General features: G+C 58.9%; 15 protein-coding genes, 3 tRNA genes and 3 rRNA genes. 14 read left to right on the forward strand and 7 right to left on the reverse strand.

Translation table 11 applies throughout. The features are described from left to right. The first annotated feature begins 252 nt into the window (after positions 1-252). The 5 genes from BLW62_RS13595 (at position 253) to BLW62_RS13615 (ending at position 5,581) form a co-directional block, all read left to right on the forward strand. Positions 253-1,726, forward strand: a 16S ribosomal RNA gene (locus BLW62_RS13595). 152 nt (positions 1,727-1,878) lie between these two features. After that, positions 1,879-1,950 (forward strand) — tRNA-Ala (locus tag BLW62_RS13600). A 229-nt stretch (positions 1,951-2,179) separates the two neighbouring features. Beyond that, positions 2,180-5,099 (forward strand): 23S ribosomal RNA (locus BLW62_RS13605). A 124-nt stretch (positions 5,100-5,223) separates the two neighbouring features. Then, positions 5,224-5,345 (forward strand): 5S ribosomal RNA (gene rrf, locus BLW62_RS13610). The 16S, 23S and 5S rRNA genes sit together here with 2 tRNA genes alongside, the layout of an rRNA operon. Positions 5,346-5,505: 160 nt before the next feature. Continuing rightward, positions 5,506-5,581 (forward strand) — tRNA-Cys (locus tag BLW62_RS13615). Between the two features lie 101 nt (positions 5,582-5,682). Here BLW62_RS13615 and BLW62_RS13620 read toward each other — a convergent pair. Then, positions 5,683-6,279, reverse strand: coding sequence for a TIM barrel protein (locus BLW62_RS13620; RefSeq protein WP_090507613.1), 597 nt, complete (start codon positions 6,277-6,279; stop codon positions 5,683-5,685). A 520-nt stretch (positions 6,280-6,799) separates the two neighbouring features. On the opposite strand from BLW62_RS13620, the gene BLW62_RS13625 reads away from it, so the two are divergent. Further along, the gene (locus BLW62_RS13625; RefSeq protein ID WP_090507614.1) at positions 6,800-7,831 is read left to right on the forward strand and encodes a TatD family hydrolase; all 1,032 of its coding nucleotides are present in this window, start codon (positions 6,800-6,802) and stop codon (positions 7,829-7,831) included. 224 nt (positions 7,832-8,055) lie between these two features. On the opposite strand, the gene BLW62_RS13630 is transcribed toward BLW62_RS13625, so the two are convergent. The 3 genes from BLW62_RS13630 to BLW62_RS18750 all read right to left on the reverse strand — a co-directional run bounded on the left by BLW62_RS13630 (position 8,056) and on the right by BLW62_RS18750 (position 9,139). Beyond that, positions 8,056-8,129, reverse strand: a tRNA-Lys gene (locus tag BLW62_RS13630). Between the two features lie 116 nt (positions 8,130-8,245). Then, positions 8,246-8,941, reverse strand: coding sequence for a DUF7119 family protein (locus tag BLW62_RS13635; protein ID WP_090507615.1), 696 nt, complete (start codon positions 8,939-8,941; stop codon positions 8,246-8,248). A gap of 51 nt (positions 8,942-8,992) precedes the next feature. After that, a complete protein-coding gene (locus BLW62_RS18750; RefSeq protein ID WP_175459754.1) occupies positions 8,993-9,139 on the reverse strand; it encodes a hypothetical protein in 147 nt (48 codons plus the stop codon). A gap of 509 nt (positions 9,140-9,648) precedes the next feature. On the opposite strand from BLW62_RS18750, the gene BLW62_RS13640 reads away from it, so the two are divergent. From BLW62_RS13640 to BLW62_RS13675, 8 genes are all read left to right on the forward strand, one after another. Next, complete coding sequence (locus tag BLW62_RS13640; protein WP_090507616.1) at positions 9,649-9,957, forward strand: DUF6360 family protein; 309 nt, start codon at positions 9,649-9,651, stop codon at positions 9,955-9,957. A gap of 73 nt (positions 9,958-10,030) precedes the next feature. Next, the gene (locus BLW62_RS13645) at positions 10,031-10,525 is read left to right on the forward strand and encodes a DUF892 family protein (protein WP_090507617.1); all 495 of its coding nucleotides are present in this window, start codon (positions 10,031-10,033) and stop codon (positions 10,523-10,525) included. A gap of 101 nt (positions 10,526-10,626) precedes the next feature. Continuing rightward, the gene (gene rimI / locus BLW62_RS13650) at positions 10,627-11,115 is read left to right on the forward strand and encodes a ribosomal protein S18-alanine N-acetyltransferase (RefSeq protein ID WP_090507618.1); all 489 of its coding nucleotides are present in this window, start codon (positions 10,627-10,629) and stop codon (positions 11,113-11,115) included. Between the two features lie 74 nt (positions 11,116-11,189). After that, complete coding sequence (locus tag BLW62_RS13655) at positions 11,190-11,645, forward strand: DUF5810 domain-containing protein (RefSeq protein ID WP_090507865.1); 456 nt, start codon at positions 11,190-11,192, stop codon at positions 11,643-11,645. A 25-nt stretch (positions 11,646-11,670) separates the two neighbouring features. After that, a complete protein-coding gene (locus tag BLW62_RS13660) occupies positions 11,671-12,081 on the forward strand; it encodes a DUF5809 family protein (protein WP_090507619.1) in 411 nt (136 codons plus the stop codon). Between the two features lie 128 nt (positions 12,082-12,209). After that, entirely contained in the window at positions 12,210-12,809 is a 600-nt protein-coding gene (locus tag BLW62_RS13665) for an NUDIX hydrolase (RefSeq protein WP_090507620.1), read from the forward strand. Between the two features lie 228 nt (positions 12,810-13,037). Further along, entirely contained in the window at positions 13,038-13,760 is a 723-nt protein-coding gene (locus BLW62_RS13670; RefSeq protein ID WP_090507621.1) for a histidine kinase N-terminal 7TM domain-containing protein, read from the forward strand. 104 nt (positions 13,761-13,864) lie between these two features. Continuing rightward, the gene (locus BLW62_RS13675) at positions 13,865-14,230 is read left to right on the forward strand and encodes a rhodanese-like domain-containing protein (protein ID WP_090507622.1); all 366 of its coding nucleotides are present in this window, start codon (positions 13,865-13,867) and stop codon (positions 14,228-14,230) included. Positions 14,231-14,384: 154 nt separating this feature from the next. Here BLW62_RS13675 and yciH read toward each other — a convergent pair whose 3' ends face one another. The 3 genes from yciH to BLW62_RS13690 all read right to left on the reverse strand — a co-directional run bounded on the left by yciH (position 14,385) and on the right by BLW62_RS13690 (position 18,226). Next, a complete protein-coding gene (gene yciH, locus BLW62_RS13680; RefSeq protein ID WP_004217450.1) occupies positions 14,385-14,678 on the reverse strand; it encodes a stress response translation initiation inhibitor YciH in 294 nt (97 codons plus the stop codon). Between the two features lie 96 nt (positions 14,679-14,774). After that, the gene (locus tag BLW62_RS13685; RefSeq protein ID WP_090507623.1) at positions 14,775-17,117 is read right to left on the reverse strand and encodes a transglutaminase TgpA family protein; all 2,343 of its coding nucleotides are present in this window, start codon (positions 17,115-17,117) and stop codon (positions 14,775-14,777) included. Beyond that, entirely contained in the window at positions 17,114-18,226 is a 1,113-nt protein-coding gene (locus BLW62_RS13690; RefSeq protein ID WP_090507624.1) for a DUF58 domain-containing protein, read from the reverse strand. The genes BLW62_RS13685 and BLW62_RS13690 overlap by 4 nt, the downstream gene beginning before the upstream one ends.

The raw sequence follows: 18,226 nt of genomic DNA on the forward strand, positions 1-18,226 counted from the left end.
GGATCACTCCGGTTCGAAGGGGTTATGTACCCCGGATGGCTTAGGAGTAGATCCGAAGGAAATGAGAATCCTACCCCTGCGGTCCGCCGTATAGATGGGATTTGATGTTAGCCTTGGTAGTTCGGTGTCGCTTGATCGGTCGGCGATCTGGGGGACATCGAACGTGGACCCATGTGTGAGTGTGTATCTTGGATACGACATTCACCGCCAAATTTAGCCCTCCCAGCTCATTGGGGCTGGGAGTTAGATAGCATTCCGGTTGATCCTGCCGGAGGTCATTGCTATTGGAGTCCGATTTAGCCATGCTAGTTGCACGAGTTTAGACTCGTAGCAGATAGCTCAGTAACACGTGGCCAAACTACCCTATGGATCCGAATAACCTCGGGAAACTGAGGCTAATGCGGAATACCGCTCGCTGCCTGGAAGTGGCGCGAGCGCGAAACGTTCAGGCGCCATAGGATGTGGCTGCGGCCGATTAGGTAGACGGTGGGGTAACGGCCCACCGTGCCGATAATCGGTACGGGTTGTGAGAGCAAGAGCCCGGAGACGGTATCTGAGACAAGATACCGGGCCCTACGGGGCGCAGCAGGCGCGAAACCTTTACACTGCACGCGAGTGCGATAAGGGGACTCCGAGTGCGAGGGCATATAGTCCTCGCTTTTCACCACCGTAAGGTGGTGGTGGAATAAGTGCTGGGCAAGACCGGTGCCAGCCGCCGCGGTAATACCGGCAGCACGAGTGATGACCGCTATTATTGGGCCTAAAGCGTCCGTAGCTGGCCGCACAAGTCTATCGGGAAATCTGCGTGCTTAACGCGCAGGCGTCCGGTGGAAACTGTGTGGCTTGGGACCGGAAGATCCAGAGGGTACGTCTGGGGTAGGAGTGAAATCCCGTAATCCTGGACGGACCGCCGGTGGCGAAAGCGCTCTGGAAGGACGGATCCGACGGTGAGGGACGAAAGCTCGGGTCACGAACCGGATTAGATACCCGGGTAGTCCGAGCTGTAAACGATGTCTGCTAGGTGTGACACTGGCTACGAGCCAGTGTTGTGCCGTAGGGAAGCCGTGAAGCAGACCGCCTGGGAAGTACGTCCGCAAGGATGAAACTTAAAGGAATTGGCGGGGGAGCACTACAACCGGAGGAGCCTGCGGTTTAATTGGACTCAACGCCGGACATCTCACCAGCATCGACAACGTGCCGTGAAGGTCAGTGTGATGAGCTTACTGGAGCCGTTGAGAGGAGGTGCATGGCCGCCGTCAGCTCGTACCGTGAGGCGTCCTGTTAAGTCAGGCAACGAGCGAGACCCGCACTCCTAATTGCCAGCAACACCCTTGTGGTGGTTGGGTACATTAGGAGGACTGCCAGTGCCAAACTGGAGGAAGGAACGGGCAACGGTAGGTCAGTATGCCCCGAATGTGCTGGGCGACACGCGGGCTACAATGGCCACGACAGTGGGATGCAACCCCGAAAGGGGGCGCTAATCTCCGAAACGTGGTCGTAGTTCGGATTGAGGGCTGAAACTCGCCCTCATGAAGCTGGATTCGGTAGTAATCGCGCCTCAGAAGGGCGCGGTGAATACGTCCCTGCTCCTTGCACACACCGCCCGTCAAAGCACCCGAGTGAGGTCCGGATGAGGCCCCTGTACGGGGGTCGAATCTGGGCTTCGCAAGGGGGCTTAAGTCGTAACAAGGTAGCCGTAGGGGAATCTGCGGCTGGATCACCTCCACAGACCGGGACTGGGGCGTCGCCCCAGCCCAGAAGCCGTGACGGTTTTCCGTCACGCAGTTCACGTTCGATCGCCCACCGTTAGGCCGATCGAGCACCTCAGAACTACCAAGGCTAACACTCACCTCGTGTCCACCATCGAGTGGTGGACGTGGGCCCATAGCTCAGTGGTAGAGTGCCTCCTTTGCAAGGAGGATGCCCAGGGTTCGAATCCCTGTGGGTCCATGACTCGGAGGAAATCACGGATCGTGTCCCTTAAGTGGGAGACGACCCGAGGATTGAATCCGAAGCAGAACCGATGCACCAGCCCGCGCAAGTGTGGCTGGGAAGGGTCAATGCAGGCCGGCCGTCTACCGGCGTGCAGATGAGACTGTGTGTACGTGTAGTCCAGGCGTCCACTGGACCCGTTCCCGGGTCACTTAACGATTACATCTTTGATGTAATCCCGATCCGATGAACGTGGCTACTGTGCCAGCTGGTGGATCGCTCGGCTTGAGAGCTGAAGACGGACGTGCCAAGCTGCGATAAGCCTGAGGGACCCGCACGGAGGGAAAGAACTCAGGATTTCCGAATGGGAATCCCCACCGCAATTGCTTCGCGCAATGGGGAACGCCGAGAACTGAAACATCTCAGTATCGGCAGGAAAAGAAAACGTAATGTGATGTCGTTAGTACTGGCGAAGGAACGCGATACAGTCCAAACCGAAGCCTTCGGGCAATGTGGTGTTCGGACTGACTAACACTCTCAGAGGATCTACAGGAAGTCTCTTGGAATAGAGCACGAGACAGGGTGACAGTCCCGTAGTGTAGATGAGTATGAGACGAGTCAGCTCCAGAGTATCGGGGGTTGGATATCCCTCGTGAATATCCCAGGCATCGACTGGGAAGACTAAACACTCCTCAAGACCGATAGCGAACAAGTAGTGTGAACGAACGCTGAAAAGTACCCCCAGAAGGGAGGTGCAATAGGGCGTGAAATCAGTTGGCGATAGAGCGACGGGGCACACAAGGTCCTGTGAGTAATGAATCAGGTGCGAACCTGTAGTAAGCATCACGGGAAGCCGGTGTTCCGTCGTACGTTTTGAAAAACGAACCAGAGAGTGTGCCTGATTGACGAGTCTAACCCGAGTATCGGGGAAGGCGTAGGGAAACCGACATGGCCGCAGTGCTTTGCACAAGGGCCGCCGTGTTCAAGCGCGGGGAGTCAATCGGGCACGACCCGAAACCGGACGATCTAGGCATGGGCAAGGTGAAGCGTGGCGAAAGCCACGTGGAGGCCTGCTAGCGTTGGTGTCCTACAATACCCTCGCGTGACCTATGTCTAGGGGTGAAAGGCCCATCGAGTCCGGAAACAGCTGGTTCCAACCGAAACATGTCGAAGCATGACCTCTGCCGAGATAGTTCGTGGGGTAGAGCAACGGATTGGGGGATCGCACTCCGAGAGGAGTGTGCCCCCCTGTCCAACTCCGAACCTACGAACGTCGTTTGACGCAGGGAGTCCGGTGCGCGGGGTAAGCCTGTGTACCGTGAGGGAGACAACCCAGAGCTGGGTTAAGGTCCCCAAGTGTGGACTAAGTGCGATCGAAGGTGGTCTCAAGCCCTAGACAGCCGGGAGGTGAGCTTAGAAGCAGCTACCCTCTAAGAAAAGCGTAACAGCTTACCGGCCGAGGTTTGAGGCGCCCAAAATGATCGGGGCTCAAGTCCACCACCGAGACCTAGCGGCACTCTTGACGGAGTGATCCTGTAGGTTGGCGTACTGTTCGGGCGGAAGCACGGCCGAGAGGTCGTGTGGACCGTGCAGTAACGAAAATTCTGGTCATAGTAGCAGCGTGAGTCGGGTGAGATCCTCGACGGCCAAACGAGTAAGGGTTCCTCAGCAATGCTGATCAGCTGAGGGTTAGCCGGTCCTAAGTCAGCCCGTAAGTCGAAGCTGACAACAGGGAAGTAGGTTAATATTCCTACGCCAGTGTGCACTCAAAGCCGACGCTTTGGGGCCGCCTCTACCGGGTTTTCGCCCGGTCGAACAGTCGAAGATCGTGGAAGCCGTAATGGCAGGAAGCGATCGAATGGCTGGATAGCGAAAGAGAGGTCAACCTAGAGCCCGTGAAAAGGCAAGCACACAGTCCGTACCGAGATCCGACACAGGTACTCGTGGCAGCGAAAGCCAAGGTCTGTCGGGAATAACCGACGTTAGGGAATTCGGCAAGTTAGTCCCGTACGTTCGCAATAAGGGATGCCTGCCTCGGAAAGAGGCAGGTCGCAGTGACTCGGGCGCTCCGACTGTCTAGTAACAACATAGGTGACCGCAAATCCGTAAGGACTCGTACGGTCACTGAATCCTGCCCAGTGCGGGTATCTGAACACCCCTTACAAGGGGACGAAGGACCCGTTAACGGCGGGGGTAACTATGACCCTCTTAAGGTAGCGTAGTACCTTGCCGCTTCAGTAGCGGCTTGCATGAATGGATCAACGAGAGCGCCACTGTCCCAACGTTGGGCCCGGTGAACTGTACGTTCCAGTGCGGAGTCTGGAGACCCCCAAGGGGAAGCGAAGACCCTATAGAGCTTTACTGCAGGCTGTCACTGAGACGTGGTCGCCATTGTGCAGCATAGGTAGGAGGCATTACACAGGTAGCCGCGCTAGCGGCTCACCGAGCCAGCATTGAAATACTACCCGATGGTGACTGCGACTCTCACTCCTGGCGGAGGACACTGGTAGCCGGGCAGTTTGACTGGGGCGGTACGCGCTTGAAAAGATATCGAGCGCGCCCCAAGATTTCCTCACCCGCGTCGGAGACGCGGGAAAGAGCGCAAGAGCATACGGAAGTCTGACAGTGTCCGGCACAACGACGGACGCTGACGCGAAAGCGTGGTCTAGCGAACCAATTAGGCTGCTTGATGCGGCCAATTGCTGACAGAAAAGCTACCTTAGGGATAACAGAGTCGTCACCCGCAAGAGCACATATCGACCGGGTGGCTTGCTACCTCGATGTCGGTTCCCTCCATCCTGCCTGTGCAGAAGCAGGCAAGGGTGAGGTTGTTCGCCTATTAAAGGAGGTCGTGAGCTGGGTTTAGACCGTCGTGAGACAGGTCGGCTGCTATCTATTGGGGGTGTTACGGTATCTGACGAGAACGTTCGTATAGTACGAGAGGAACTACGAATGGGTGCCACTCGTGTACCGGCTGTCCGAGAGGGCACGTGCCGGGCAGCGACGCACCACGGGGTAAGAGCTGAACGCATCTAAGCTCGAAACCCACTTGGAAAAGAGATACCACTGAGATCACTCGTAGAAGACGAGTTCGATAGACTCGGGGTGTACGCGCCAAGGCAACGAGGCGTTGAGCCCGCGAGCACTAATCGATCGAGCCACACAGTCATACATTATCGCATTGGATCCGTGACGCGGAGAACGGGTCCGGACGCAAACTGGACTACACATACACACGGTCAGAGGCCACCGATTACGGTTTAGCGACGGTTCGAGTCCGTTGATCGGCATTACGGCGGCCAGAGCGACGAGGTGCCTCCCGTACCCATCCCGAACACGGAAGATAAGCTCGTCTGCGTATCGGCACGTACTGGAGTGCGCGAGCCTCTGGGATCCCCGATTCGCCGCCTTCACTCATACTCTTTCAATCCCTCACGGGATTGAACTCATAACAAACCCACAGAGCAACAGCAATCGCTCTGTGGGTTTTTTGCGTATAGCCAATACAGGTAGATAGCAACGGCTGTACTGTACCGCTATGCTTAAACGAACGGGGTGATAAGACGAGATTGCGCCAAGGTGGCAGAGTCCGGCCGAACGCAGCGGCCTGCAGAGCCGCCCACCGCCGGTTCAAATCCGGCCCTTGGCTTAAATTCTCGTAACTTTTTGTGGGATATCAGCACGTAACCGACGTTAGAGTCACAAACTTACTCTCAGCCCAATTGAATCAGGGGGTGAATTCTCTGATAGCTAGCTTGGGGCTGCTTCAACGAGTCGGTCAATGCCCTCGAACATCTCGTCAATGGAACCGAGTGCAATCGTATAGGGGCCATCGTACCCGTGTTCTTCGAGTTGTGAGAAGAGTGACTCAAAGTCGATCGTCCCGTGTCCAGGCATAAGGTGTTCTTCTTTGATGCCTCTGTTGTCGTTGAGTCGGACCTCGCAACAACGTTCGAGATCTAATTCAGAGATGAAGGCGTTGATACCGGCGTCTGCGAGGTGTGCATGTGCAGGATTAAACGCCCACTTGAGATTTGGCGAGTCCAACTCGTCAAAATACCGTTGGCAGTCTGTAAGGGTTGAGCAAAGGTAGTGGACCTCTGCGTCATCTGGTTCTGGATTCATATTTTCGAGCAAGAGATCGACGTCCTGCGTCTCTGCGTACGATAAGAAACGATCGAGCCGATCAATGCTCACCTCCCGTCGTATCTCCTCGTCGGTTGTAAAGTGATATCCCGCGTGGACGATGATGCGGTCGGCTGACATGGCTGCGGCGATATCGACGTATCTTCGAAGGTACTCGTCCACAGCGTCACTCGTAAGGGGTGAGTTTTCGGCGGTATTCACGGCCGAGAGGGTATATGCAGTCCGAGACTAATTCCGTGTTCATCACAGGCCGATCGCACATCCTCGTATTCGACATCATCCAATGACTCGTTATCCAAACAGACATCGACATACTGTACGTCGTTCTCTGCTGCCCACAAAACGGCTTCAGACGGTGGGAAGCGTGTGCCGTGATCCATCCCGAATTGATTTCGATTCATTCGTGGTCGTCACCTACCGACTGGGTTTCGAGGCGCTACTATATCAATACTGACAAGAAATCAGTAGTGTCATCCTCTCGAGATTATGTGATTCGTAGCGAGTGTTTCCCCTCCGATGTCGCTTGCCAGTTCTAACGCACAGAGACGAGCGCAGTAGTCGAGGCTACACGGTCGTCGGTACGGCCCTCGAGTGTGCGCCCGGATACAACCGTTGCGCCGATGGAATTGTCTGCCCTCCTTCGCGTTATTGAATATGCGGGGGTATGTTTACTGCTACCGTCTAACAATGCTTATGTCGTCACTCGCTGAACTCATGGCAGATGTCGTCAGACTACCCAACCCGAAAATCGGTGGGCTTGTTTCGAAACGAAGACGTGGGGTTCCAACAGAACATGCCGCCGGATTCCACGCGTATTCCGTGGATCGATAGCCATTCTCATGCCCACACTGGATCGTGGAACGACCGTCACGAGTTTGATTTGTCTGGAGGACTCGCCGTTGTCATGGTTGCAAGTAGTGCATCGCGTGCACCGTATCGACCGATGACTGCTGAGGATATGCAGTCTCAGTGGGACGTTGCTATCAAGCGTTGTCACGCAATCTCGCGCAGTCACTTTTTTGAGCCGTACGTCGCGCTCGCGGTTCATACGACGAGAACACGAACGGAGAATTGGAAAACACTCGTTGAGAAGCTACCTGCATACGCCGAACTGGATGAGGTTATCGCAATCGGTGAGACCGGCATCTCGTTGAATACTGCGCAGGTGGCTGATCCGTGGCCACTCGAAACGCAGAAAGAAGTTGTCGCTAAACAGATGGCTGTTGCTCGAGACGCTAACGTCCCCTTCATCTGCCACACGCCAAAATCGATGAAATCGACTGGCGATCGGTGGGTACGAGGAAAAACAGAGAGTGGTCACAACCTCCCTCCTTCTGATCAATTGTCCACAGAGGATTCGTTAGATCCAGAATCAGCGAAGATAGATGCGACCAAAATCGACGTCCAACTCGCAAACGAGGCAAACCTACCGGAGAGCCGGCTCGTAATCGATCATGCGAACGAGGAAACCGCTTCTTATGTGTTAGAAAATACAGATTGTTACGTCGGCTTTTCGATGTATGGTCATCCATCGCATCCGCCTATCGAAACTGTCGCGGACACGATCGAAGAGTATGGCTCAGATCGAGTCGTGATTAATACTGACATGAGCGGCTCTGCCGAACAGCGACCGTGTGCTCTCAAAGAAGTGATTCTCGATCTACTTCGACTCGACGTCTCCCCGTCGGACGTTCGAGCAGCAGTGTACGAAAACCCACGTGACATTTTGGGTCTCACCCACCTGCCCGAGTAAATGTGACTAACTAACTGCGTGTCTGTGCACACCTACGCCGATTATTTCGGATTACCGTGCACTAACTTGAGTAGTATTAGACCGTCGAATTCATTAGTATCAACCCTAATTGTCGTGAACTACTCTGAGGCGTGCTTGCTCACTTCGTTGTGCAGGCTTCGACTCATCTCTTCAAATTCTACGGTTCCGAGTCCATCGGCTCACGAATCATTCGTCGTTAGAAGCGGGCCGGGCGCGATTTGAACACGCGACCGTCTGGTTAAAAGCCAGACGCTCTGCCAGACTGAGCTACCGGCCCTTCGTATGCTACTTCCGTCGAGTGATGGTTAAACGTTTCTTTCTTCGTCAGTCAGTGGCTACTGGGAGGGGAAGAAGCGTCGTCGAGTCGTAATCCGGAGACCACTTCGGTACTACTTACTCGAAGTACTGCTCGAGTGCGTCGGTGACGATCTCTCCGGGATTGGTCCCGTCGATCGAGGCGCGGCGGCGGAGATCGCGATAGGTTGTCGGAGAGAGTGTTATTTCGAGTTGTCCCAGTGTGACGTTGTGGTCGGCGAGGGCGTGTTCGATAGGGGTGCCGTCGTTGACGGCGCTTGCGACCGCCCGGACGTCGCGGACGGTGAGGTTCCCATCGAGTGTGGCCCACGCGAGGAGATGTCTCGCTTCGCCACCGACGCGGGCGATGTGTTTTGCAGCAGTGGGTGCAATTCCGCCGAGTGCGACCTGTTTGCGGACTGCTCGAGGAAGGTCGTGAACGCGGGCCCATTTTCGGATGAAGGAGATCGTGGCTTCGCCGTCGGTACGTTCGGCTGCTGCTTTGTACGATCCTTCACCGCGGACGAGAGCGGCACATGCGGCGGCGCCGCGGAGCATGTAGAGGTGGTCGTCGTTCGTCGAGCCACTCGCGAATTCGCGGACGGTTTCGGCGGCATCGGCGAGGCTGTCTGGATTATCTGGGTCAAATTGGACCGCGTCACGGGCTCGTGAACCGGTGACTGATTCGTCTCCACGAATAACTGGCTCACCGACGGGTGATTCACGATCCGTTGGAACTGAGCGCCTTCGGTCGCGCCTGGTTCGTGAGCGATCGCTGGCCCGATTGTCAGTCATAACGTTGTTAGCCCTCTCACCGTAATAAATGGCGATGCTGCCGTTGAGGGCTCACTCATTGCGCTTTTCGGCGAGGTGTTCCCAGATTTCTGTGCAACCAGCACCCTCTTCGATGTCGTCGAGATGCGCGTCGTCACGGTTAGTTGAGTCTTCCTCAGAGTCGAGTGGCTCGGGGTTGCAGTTGCCCACATCAGTCATGGCTACTCTTTCGAACAGGATCGGCATAAGTACCGCTTCGCCCGCAAGCGATACCCGTACTCGGCTCTATCGGTTAGTTCTGCCGCTATCTTCGACGTAAAAATGTGGGATTTTCAGCGTCGTGTTATCTTGTGAGCTGAGAGGGGGAGGTGTGAACGACGTGGACGTCACCTGTGGTTGGTCGTGTTCACTCTCGAGAGGTGGTCGTGTGTCGGTTGGTGTATCAGCAGGTGCGTGCGGTCGTGACTGTCGCAGCTGTGTCTCGATTGGCCTGTTCAGTTGTCGAACTCCGGTAGGGTGTTCGATCGAGCACAATTTAGGGGTAAAAACAACCGGTAAATGGGGCAGTACTCCGGTCGGGTTTGTAGCCCGGTTGGTCTGAGCATTCGAAGTAGCGCATCAGAGACGGACTCGAGGGTCACCGAATGGGTTCGAAGTGACCGAGCAGAGACGTCGTCCGACGGCACCTGGTCGCGGCTGCTAAGTATTCGGACGATGGTTGATAGGGTATGTCCGATCGACTGATTTCGGTCACTGCACACACGACGCTCGAATACGTCGAAGCGACGGCGACGGGCCGGGATTTCGAGTGGGAGTCGGTTGCGGTCGTAAACGCGACGACCGATGCGGACGAACCGACGACCGTCCGGTTGCAGTTCGAACTCGACAATCTCTCCGAAGAACATCTGCCAAAGCATCTGACCGAGTGCGAACTGACGTCCGATCAAGCGCGGACGCTGGCGGCGGATCTCGAGGCGTACGCGGATCGAGTCGAGAGTACAGTAACTGGCGGTGAGGACGGTGGAGACGAGCCGTAGGCGGCCCTCGTGACCTGCCGTCGCAGGCTCGTGACTTTTTCGCGCGAGTGGCGAACGATCGGCTGATCCCGCTATGAGCATGGACACGATTCAGGACCTGTTCGAACACGGTCTCGAGGACATCTATCACGCCGAGCATCAGTTGATGGACACGCTCGAGGACCTCGAGTCGAACACCGAACGCGAGGAGATTTCACGGGCGTTCGCCGAACATCGCGAGGAGACTGAAACTCAGATCGAACGCTTAGAGGAAGTCTTCGACCTGTTCGGCGAGCCACCTGAGAAAGAAGAGTGTGAAGGAATCGAGGGACTCATCCAGGAGTACGAAGAGTTTGCGGCCGAGTCGCCCTCCCAGGAGGTCCTCGATTACCACAATATGGCGGCCGCGGAAAAGACGGAACACTACGAAATTGCGGCCTACGGCAACCTGATTCCACTCGCAGATCAACTCGGGCTAGACGAGGGGGCGGACCTGCTCGAGGAGAATCTTCGGGAAGAACAGGACGCCCTCGAGGAACTCAAGCGGCTGACGGAGCAATTCGATACCGACGCGATTCCGGCGCAGTGAAGATCGGTAGTGCTGGTGGTATCAAGTGGATGACCGTTTCCTCGCCCGACATCGCGTTGGCCAGCGCTACTTCTTTGAGCACGCCGTGAGTACGTACACCCGTGACACGGCCGGCTTCCTGGGTGAACGCGGACGAAGGCTTCTCCATTCGACCCGCTGAGCGTGCGGATTTACTCGCGATCGCTCGTATCGAGAACGAATCGTTCGCCCAGCCGTGGCCCTACGAAGCGTTCGAACGGTTTCTGGGTTCTCCCGGATTTCTCGTGGCGCTCGAGGGTGGGGCCGTCGCCGGCTACATCGTTGCCGACCTCACCGATGGGTTCGGCCGCCAACTCGGCCACGTAAAGGATATCGCCGTCCACCCCGACAATCGGAAGACGGGTGTCGGGTCGGCACTACTCTCTCGAGCGCTCGCGGTCCTTGCCGCGCGGGGAGCCGATTCGGTCAAACTCGAGGTGCGGCGGTCGAACGAGCGGGCAAAACGCCTGTACCGACAGTTCGGCTTTGAGGCGTTGCGAACGGTGCCCGAGTACTATCAGGACGGAGAGGATGCGATCGTGATGATTCACAAACTTGGAAACGGTCGCTGAATCGATCACTTCGACCCGTTTCGCCGCGGCGGTTGGACGTGGACGTTTTACCGACGGCGTTCGTACGGACCGGTATGGGATATGCGTGTCCGGTTTGTGAAGCGGAACAAGCAGACGCGGTCCACCTCGCAAATCATCTCGCGATTACGGCTTCACTCGGTCGCGAGGACCACCGCGGGTGGCTCGAGGAGTACGCGCCGGAGTGGAGTGAGTGTTCACCCGAGGAGTTAGGCGAACGCGTCGCGCCTCACGCCGAGGAAATCGAGACGCCAGAGTTCGAGGGGACGAGCCACGGCCACGACCACGGTCGTCCGGGTGGTCTCGAACAGGGACTCGCTCAGCAAAGTCGCCAGCCCGGGCGCGGATCGCTGTCGGCCGCGGCCGAAAGTGCATTGCAGGAAGCTCAAGAGATGACACGACAGATGCACGACGAGGACGACTCTGCGGAGAGCGACTCCGAGGCGGTCGCCGACGAGGAGACGACCCAGACGGACGACGGGAGGGCCGAGCACGGAAACGAAAACGCGTAACTGTCTTTCTCTCGTTTGCTCCGATATGCACACGGTGGGAACGTTCACCTTCGAGACGGCTGCAGACGCACGCGAACGCTACGACGAGGTCGGTCCGGCAGCGCAGACCGTCGTCAGGGAGGTTGCAAAGTCGATGTCGTTCGACCGTGAGGAGTACGACGAGCGAGTCACGGGCGATGTCGTCGAGACGACTCGAGATGCGCTGTTCGCGAGTTTGCTCACGGCCCACGTCGGAACGAAAGCGGAGTTCGAGGAGTGGCGCGCATCCTACGACGGTGAGGTAACCGTCGCCGGCCACGAGGCGGTCGACAACGTCGTCTGGCACGTTGGGCCCGAGGACGAGGCCGTCGCCGCGACCTTCCAGAACGAAGAAGAGGCGGCGATTGCGACGCTTCGACGACAGGCGTTCGGTCGCTTGTACCGAGAACTCGTCTGAGCGGGTGAGTAGGCTGTCGAGTGGGCGAGCACTGTTTTACCTCGAAGCGCGTGTGAGTGAAACGTCGGATTCGATTCTCGACGAAGAAACGGCACCTATTACCAACTCGAGGCCGAGACGTTCGTCCGATGACAACACCCGAGGAGTGGGAGCGCCTCGAGACGGTGACGGAGTACGAAACCGGCTGGTACGACGGTGGCTACGACCGCCTCGAGCAGCCAGACGGCACCGAGAAACGATACTACTGGGCGGATCTGCCGCCGGCGGTCGTCGTCGTGGCTCGCGTCGACGGTGACCTCGTGGCGTCCGTCGAGGGGAGTGACGCGGCAGACGGCGATCACCTGCTGTTCGTCGAGCAGTATCGGCCGGCGATTCGCGAAACGCACCTCGAGTTGCCCGCCGGAATCGTCGAAGATGGCGAGTCCTACACGCGCGCCGCAGAGCGAGAACTCGAGGAGGAGACGGGATTCGTCCCCTCGAGTACAGCCCTCGTTCAGGAGTTCGCCGTCGCGACGGGCGTGCTTCGCCACGATCGGGGAATCGTCTTCGCGGAGGGACTCGAGACGGGCGAGCGAGCGCTCGATACGAACGAGTTCCTCGAGGTGCGGACGGTTCCGGTCGACGAGGCGCTCGAACGTGCACGCGAGCACCCGGCGAACGATTCGACGATCACGGCGTTGTTGTTGGCGTTCGAAGACGGATTACTCTCGAGGTCCAACACTCTCTGACTGACATGTAAGTATGGAGAGTATACGTGTTGTGTGCTGAAGAATGAGACGTCTCTTCTCGAAGTGAGTTGGTAGTGTCTGGTCAAAATCGGTGCAGGGGTTGGTGATCACTTCGTTCTCCCTTGGACGGACTCTCGCTCAGCTAATCTGACCCATATGTATAAATAAACATGAATAATCACTCGGCCGAAACAATAATCGTCTGCCAACGGTTAGGGGGTCGTAGGAATGGACGTCTTTCAGGCGATTCCGTGGATATTAGCTCTCGGAGGGGTTCTTGCAACACTTCTCGTCTATCCATACGTTGGAACTGCGATCTCGTATCGTCGGAGCGACAACGGACTCGCATTTATTCTCCTCGTCATTGGCATCGGTGTTTGGAATGGAATGTTCGCAGCGCAGTTGTTGGACCCGGACCCGGTCGTGAAGAACTTCTTCTTCTCGCTGAGTGCGGTCGGTGCGACGTTAGCCGCCCTAGGGTGGTTCCTGTTTGCGGCTACTGCGAGTAGTACCACGAGGATCCCACGCAGAAAGTCGGTCTACGGCAGCGCTGCACTTCTCGTTGGGGTCGATATCGCGATGATCATCACGGCACCCGCGCACAACTTCTACTGGTCGGTCCTGGCCGAACCCGGGACGTTTTCGGAGTTCACGGCGGTCGCGCCGTCGTTCGGATACTGGCTGCACACGCAGTTACACGTCGCACTGTTTGGTGCCGGTACGGTCTTGTTCGCGTTGGCGTGGGAAGACGGGGTCACGGTCCGATTCACGCGGCGGTACACGGTCGCGGGCCTCGTCACGATCACCGCCGTGATCGTGAGCAATGCGGTTTTCGTCGGTGGCGTATCCTTCGCCCCACTCGCCGCCGTCGGGCTCATGACCATCGGGTGGTTGCAAGCAGACGACGGACGCACGATCAATCGGGTGCAACCGTATCTCCCATCGACCTGAACGCCCGTTCTCACGCGGTGGTGGCTCGACCGTTTCTCCTCGAGTGACTCGGTTGTCGACGCGAACCATGGGCTTATTCCGTCGGACTCCCAATTCGTGAGCAAATGGACGGTGAAATCACCACCGACGAGGTCAACGAACTCCTCGAGGACGACGAAGACATCTGTATCGTCGACATTCGAAGTCCACAGGAGTTCACGCACAGTCACATCCCGGACAGCGAGAACGTCCCGTTTCACGAACTCTCGAGTCGCGTCGAGGAACTCGCGGACGAAGACCACATCGTGACCGTCTGTCCACACGGCAAAGCCAGCGTGCAGGCGGCGAAACTCATCGGCACCTACGAGGGGACGGCCGACGCGCGTATCGAGAGTATGGAAGGCGGACTCGAGAAGTACGGGATGAAGTTCGGACTCGTTCGCGACCGGGACGACGAAGACGAGGCGGAACAGCCCGAATCGCCGTTCTAACGCCTCCGTATCGCTCAGACGAGGCTCAGAACCTGTGTGGCGTGTCGAAGTGAAGTGCTAGTGGCGTCGCTCGCGAGTGTGGAAAATCGGGAATTGTTGAGAAGCGATACGGAGACGGCCGTGGTTCGGAAGTCGTCTCAGATCATCGCGGGTATCAAGCGACGTTGAAGCCGCGGTCCCGAAGGAACTCCTCGATGCGGCCGGTGTGATTACCCTGGAGTTCGATCTGGCCGTCCTCGACAGTCCCACCACAAGCGAATTTGGACTTGAGGTCCGACGAGAGACTGTCTAAGTCGACGTCCTTCGGATCGAATCCTTCGACGATCGTTACCTCTTTACCGTATCTGCGCTCGTCAATGCGGATGTTGAGTTGCTGTTGTCCCTTGGCTACGTCCTCACAGACGCAGAGTTCCTCGGGCAGCCCGCACGTCGAGCAGACTTCCGACATTACGTTCCATGATACGAAACGGCCATATTAAACACTATCGGGACCCACATGCCCTCGCGTGGTTCTTTTTGAGTGTCCGCCCCGTTTTTCCGGGAGTTATCTACCCGGAAGGCGTTCGCGAGCCAGTTCGTCGACGGTTTCGATCGTCTCGTCGGCTTCGGCCCGACTGATTCCGCCGCCGTACACTGCCCGTTCGTATCGCTCGAGGACGATCTCACATCGCGAATCGAGCGTCTGATCGGAAGCCGTGCCGGGGGACTCGAGGGATCGGATGTACGTTCGGGCCGACTCCGACGGCTTCCGTGGGCGGTATTCGCGTGCGAGGAGTTCTTCGAGTCGTCTGAACGCTCGTTGCGCGTCTTCGTCGGGGTCGTCTCGCCGTCGCTGCCAGTAGAGACCGAGCGTCCGGCCGAGACGCGTGGTGGCGTCGACTCGATACGCACTCGCGAGCACGCCGACGAGCGCGACGAGTGCGACTGCAACGGTCTCTCGAGAGATGGCGAGCAGCGAGACGACGGTCTGGAGAATGCTCTCGTCATCGCCGTCGCTCGAGTCGCCCTCTTCGCTCGGTTCGGAGATGGTGTCGTCGTCGGTCTGATCCGAATCGGACTCGTTCTCGTCGGGATCCGTTTCGTTGGCCGCTGGGTCGTCGTCGGATCCGGGATCAGTCTCGTTCCAATCGTCTCCATCGTCGCTGCCGTCATCGTCACCGTGATCTGGTTCGCTCGAGTCGTCGCCCGACTCCTCGTCATCGTCGGTGATCGGTTCGTCCTCGCTCGAGTCGGTGTCGACGCCGCTGGCGCCGTCGGATCGGGCCTGTTCGACGCTGTCAGTGTGTTCGTCCGCACGGTCTTCCGGTGGCGTTGGCTCGAATGCGACCCAGCCGTGCTCCGGGAAGTAGACCTCGACCCAGGCGTGTGCGTCCGTGCCGCGGACGACGTGTTCGTCGTCGTCGACTTCCTGCCCGCTCGTGTAGCCGGTGACGTAGCGCGTCGGCACGTCTTCGGCGCGCAGCAGTTGGGTCATCGTCGTCGCGAAGTAGACGCAGTAGCCTTCGTTCATCTCGAAGAGGAACGCTTCGGCGACGTTACCGCTGGGTTGGTCGACGTCGAGGGAGTACTCGTTCGAGGTTCGCAGGTACTCCTCGATGGCGACCGCCTTCTCGTAGGGAGTATCGGCGTCTTCGGTGAGTTCGGCTGCCCGGTCTTCAAATTCGCTCGAGGTGCCTTCAGGGGTCTGGACGTAGTCGCTTTCGGCGATTTCGTCGGGGTAGTCGGTCCCCGCATTCTCGAGTTCGCTCGCGTCCGGATCGACGATGGCGCTCTCGACGGCGTAGCTATCGCCCTCGAGGACGCCCGAGGTCGGATGCACGTGCCCGTGTGAACTGACTTCCGCGTGATCTGCGAGGTCGCCGTCGAGGGAGAGCGGTTGGCCTGCGGCCGGCATGACGCCGAGGTCCGTTTCGGCGGTGACGACCTGCTCAACCTCGTCGTACTCGCCGGGTGGTTCCTCGAGCAGGGATTCGTCGTACTCGCTGCTCTCGCCGGTTCTGACCCACTCGTCGCCCGTGAAGCGATCGTAGACGCCGGTTCGCCAGTAGGCTGGTTCCTCGGACTCGACGGTGAAGCGGACTTCCGGCGAGAGGTCGACCGCGCCGCTGATTCCGGAGCGATCTGAGGAGTAGTCGATCGTTCCCTCGAGCGAGCCGTCCTCGCCGCTTCCGGGGTGAGCTGGGCCGCTCGGACCGCCGGGAACGAACGAGACCGACAGCGAGAGAACCATGATCAGTGTGAAACTGATCGCCAGCAAATCGGCCTGCGCGATCGAACCGTCGCGGCGCTCGAGTTCGCCGAACGCGAGTGCGCCGAGTGCGCCGCTCGTGCCGAGGACGGTCACGACCGTTCCCGCGTCGCCGGTGAGCACCAGGAAGAAGAGCGCGAAGCCCCCGGGGAGCACGGCGAGTCCGTAGCGCCCGCGCACGGCGAGATACCACGAGAGGAAGATCGGAGCGGGGGCGAACGCGAGCGTCCAGACGCCCGCCTCGACCATTCGGAGCAACGGCAATCCGGTGGCGAGCGCGATCGTATCCGCGACGATCGCATCCTGTGCCGAGAACACGATAGCGACGCCGACGCCGCTGACCTCGAGGTAGTACGCGAAGCCGAGCGCGCCGGCGAGGAGTGCGCCCACGACGGCCGTTCGCGGGCGGATCGTCCACGCGAGTACCGTCGCGCCGACGAGGACGGCTCCGACGAGGAGGTCGAGCGATCGCGTGCCGCCGACGACCAGGGTCACGTCCCGGAGGACGCTCACGTACGACGCTGTCAACACCAGGACGCATCCCAGCGCGAGCAGCCGGAACGTCCCGGGGCCGAACGCGCCGGTCGCGTCGAGTCCGAGCGTCCGGTTGCCCGCGTGCGAGGGCGAATCCGTGCTCATGGTGTCCCCTCCGAACGACCGTCGTCGGTGTCGACGCCGATGTCGACTCGCTCGCCCCCTGGATGGTCTCGGGTGTCGCCGCCGTGGCTGCCGGCGATGAGGTCCACGAACTGAATCGTTCGATCCTCGGTGGCGACGACCGTGCCGTCGCCGCCCGAGCGAATGTGGATGTCGGCTTCCCGTCGATGGTCGTCGTCGATCGATCCCGGCTCGAGGAGGGCGAACGCCGTCAACAGCTCGCGTTGGTGAGACGCGCTCGACCCCGGTTCGTACGAGCTGTCTGGAACCGTAACCCCGACGTGCCTATTCTCCTCGATGACGTGCATCGCGAGGCTCGCGAGCGCCGTCGCGAGCGTGTCGTCGGAACCGGGCTCACACTCAGCGGCGATGGTGATCGCTCCGTTTGCCTCACCCGTAGCGTACTCCGTGACGACGAGGTCGTCGCCGGGACGTTTCGCGGCGGATTTCCAGTGGACGTCCCGGAGCGAATCGCCGCGTTGGTACTCCCGGAGGTGGTCGAACTCCGCTCGGTCGGTGTACTCTCGCTCGACGACCCCCGCGAGCGCGTCGCCGGTTCCACGGCGAAGTTCGTGGACGCGGGGATAGACGAGCGTCTTCCCCGTCTTGCCGACCGTGAACTGCCGTCTGAACAGGCCGAATACGTCGGTGATGACCACCTCGAGCGGGCCGAGCGTGGCCTCACCTCGATCCGTGAATCGGACCTCGTAGCAAAATCTGTCGGTGCCTTCGAGCGTCGTCGTCGCCGCGGTGGGAGTGCCGTCCTCGAGGTCGACCTCGAGCGAACCGGTCTCGGCACCGTCGGTGGCGACGACTCGCTCGCCGAGTACGTCGCGGACGGTCGCCGAGATGGCCCGCTCGGTCTCGAGTTCGATCTCGACGGTCTGCTCGTCGTCGACGAATCCGTTGGAAATCGGTGCGCGCGTAACGTCGGGCGGCGAGGTCCGCACGACGGTCACTGCGGCGATCACGAGGACGACGAGCAGCGGCGTAACGATGGCGTTCAGAGCTCGCGGGCCGTAGTGCCAGGACAGACCGAACGCGACGACGAGGACGGCGAGTGCGCTCCAGGCGCGGATTGTCGGTCGCAT

The sequence above is a fragment of the Natronorubrum sediminis genome (assembly GCF_900108095.1).
GTDB classification, from domain to species: Archaea; Halobacteriota; Halobacteria; order Halobacteriales; family Natrialbaceae; genus Natronorubrum; species Natronorubrum sediminis.

Excerpts from the sequence above, each read along its gene's own strand:
- BLW62_RS13625 (WP_090507614.1), top strand. The coding sequence starts at position 6,800 with ATGTCGTCAGACTACCCAACCCGAAAATCGGTGGGCTTGTTTCGAAAC.
- BLW62_RS13635 (WP_090507615.1), bottom strand. The coding sequence starts at position 8,941 with ATGACTGACAATCGGGCCAGCGATCGCTCACGAACCAGGCGCGACCGA.
- BLW62_RS18750 (WP_175459754.1), bottom strand. The coding sequence starts at position 9,139 with ATGACTGATGTGGGCAACTGCAACCCCGAGCCACTCGACTCTGAGGAA.
- BLW62_RS13640 (WP_090507616.1), top strand. The coding sequence starts at position 9,649 with ATGTCCGATCGACTGATTTCGGTCACTGCACACACGACGCTCGAATAC.
- BLW62_RS13645 (WP_090507617.1), top strand. The coding sequence starts at position 10,031 with ATGAGCATGGACACGATTCAGGACCTGTTCGAACACGGTCTCGAGGAC.
- BLW62_RS13655 (WP_090507865.1), top strand. The coding sequence starts at position 11,190 with ATGGGATATGCGTGTCCGGTTTGTGAAGCGGAACAAGCAGACGCGGTC.
- BLW62_RS13660 (WP_090507619.1), top strand. The coding sequence starts at position 11,671 with ATGCACACGGTGGGAACGTTCACCTTCGAGACGGCTGCAGACGCACGC.
- BLW62_RS13665 (WP_090507620.1), top strand. The coding sequence starts at position 12,210 with ATGACAACACCCGAGGAGTGGGAGCGCCTCGAGACGGTGACGGAGTAC.
- BLW62_RS13670 (WP_090507621.1), top strand. The coding sequence starts at position 13,038 with ATGGACGTCTTTCAGGCGATTCCGTGGATATTAGCTCTCGGAGGGGTT.
- BLW62_RS13675 (WP_090507622.1), top strand. The coding sequence starts at position 13,865 with ATGGACGGTGAAATCACCACCGACGAGGTCAACGAACTCCTCGAGGAC.
- yciH (WP_004217450.1), bottom strand. The coding sequence starts at position 14,678 with ATGTCGGAAGTCTGCTCGACGTGCGGGCTGCCCGAGGAACTCTGCGTC.
- BLW62_RS13685 (WP_090507623.1), bottom strand. The coding sequence starts at position 17,117 with ATGAGCACGGATTCGCCCTCGCACGCGGGCAACCGGACGCTCGGACTC.
- BLW62_RS13690 (WP_090507624.1), bottom strand. The coding sequence starts at position 18,226 with ATGCGACCGACAATCCGCGCCTGGAGCGCACTCGCCGTCCTCGTCGTC.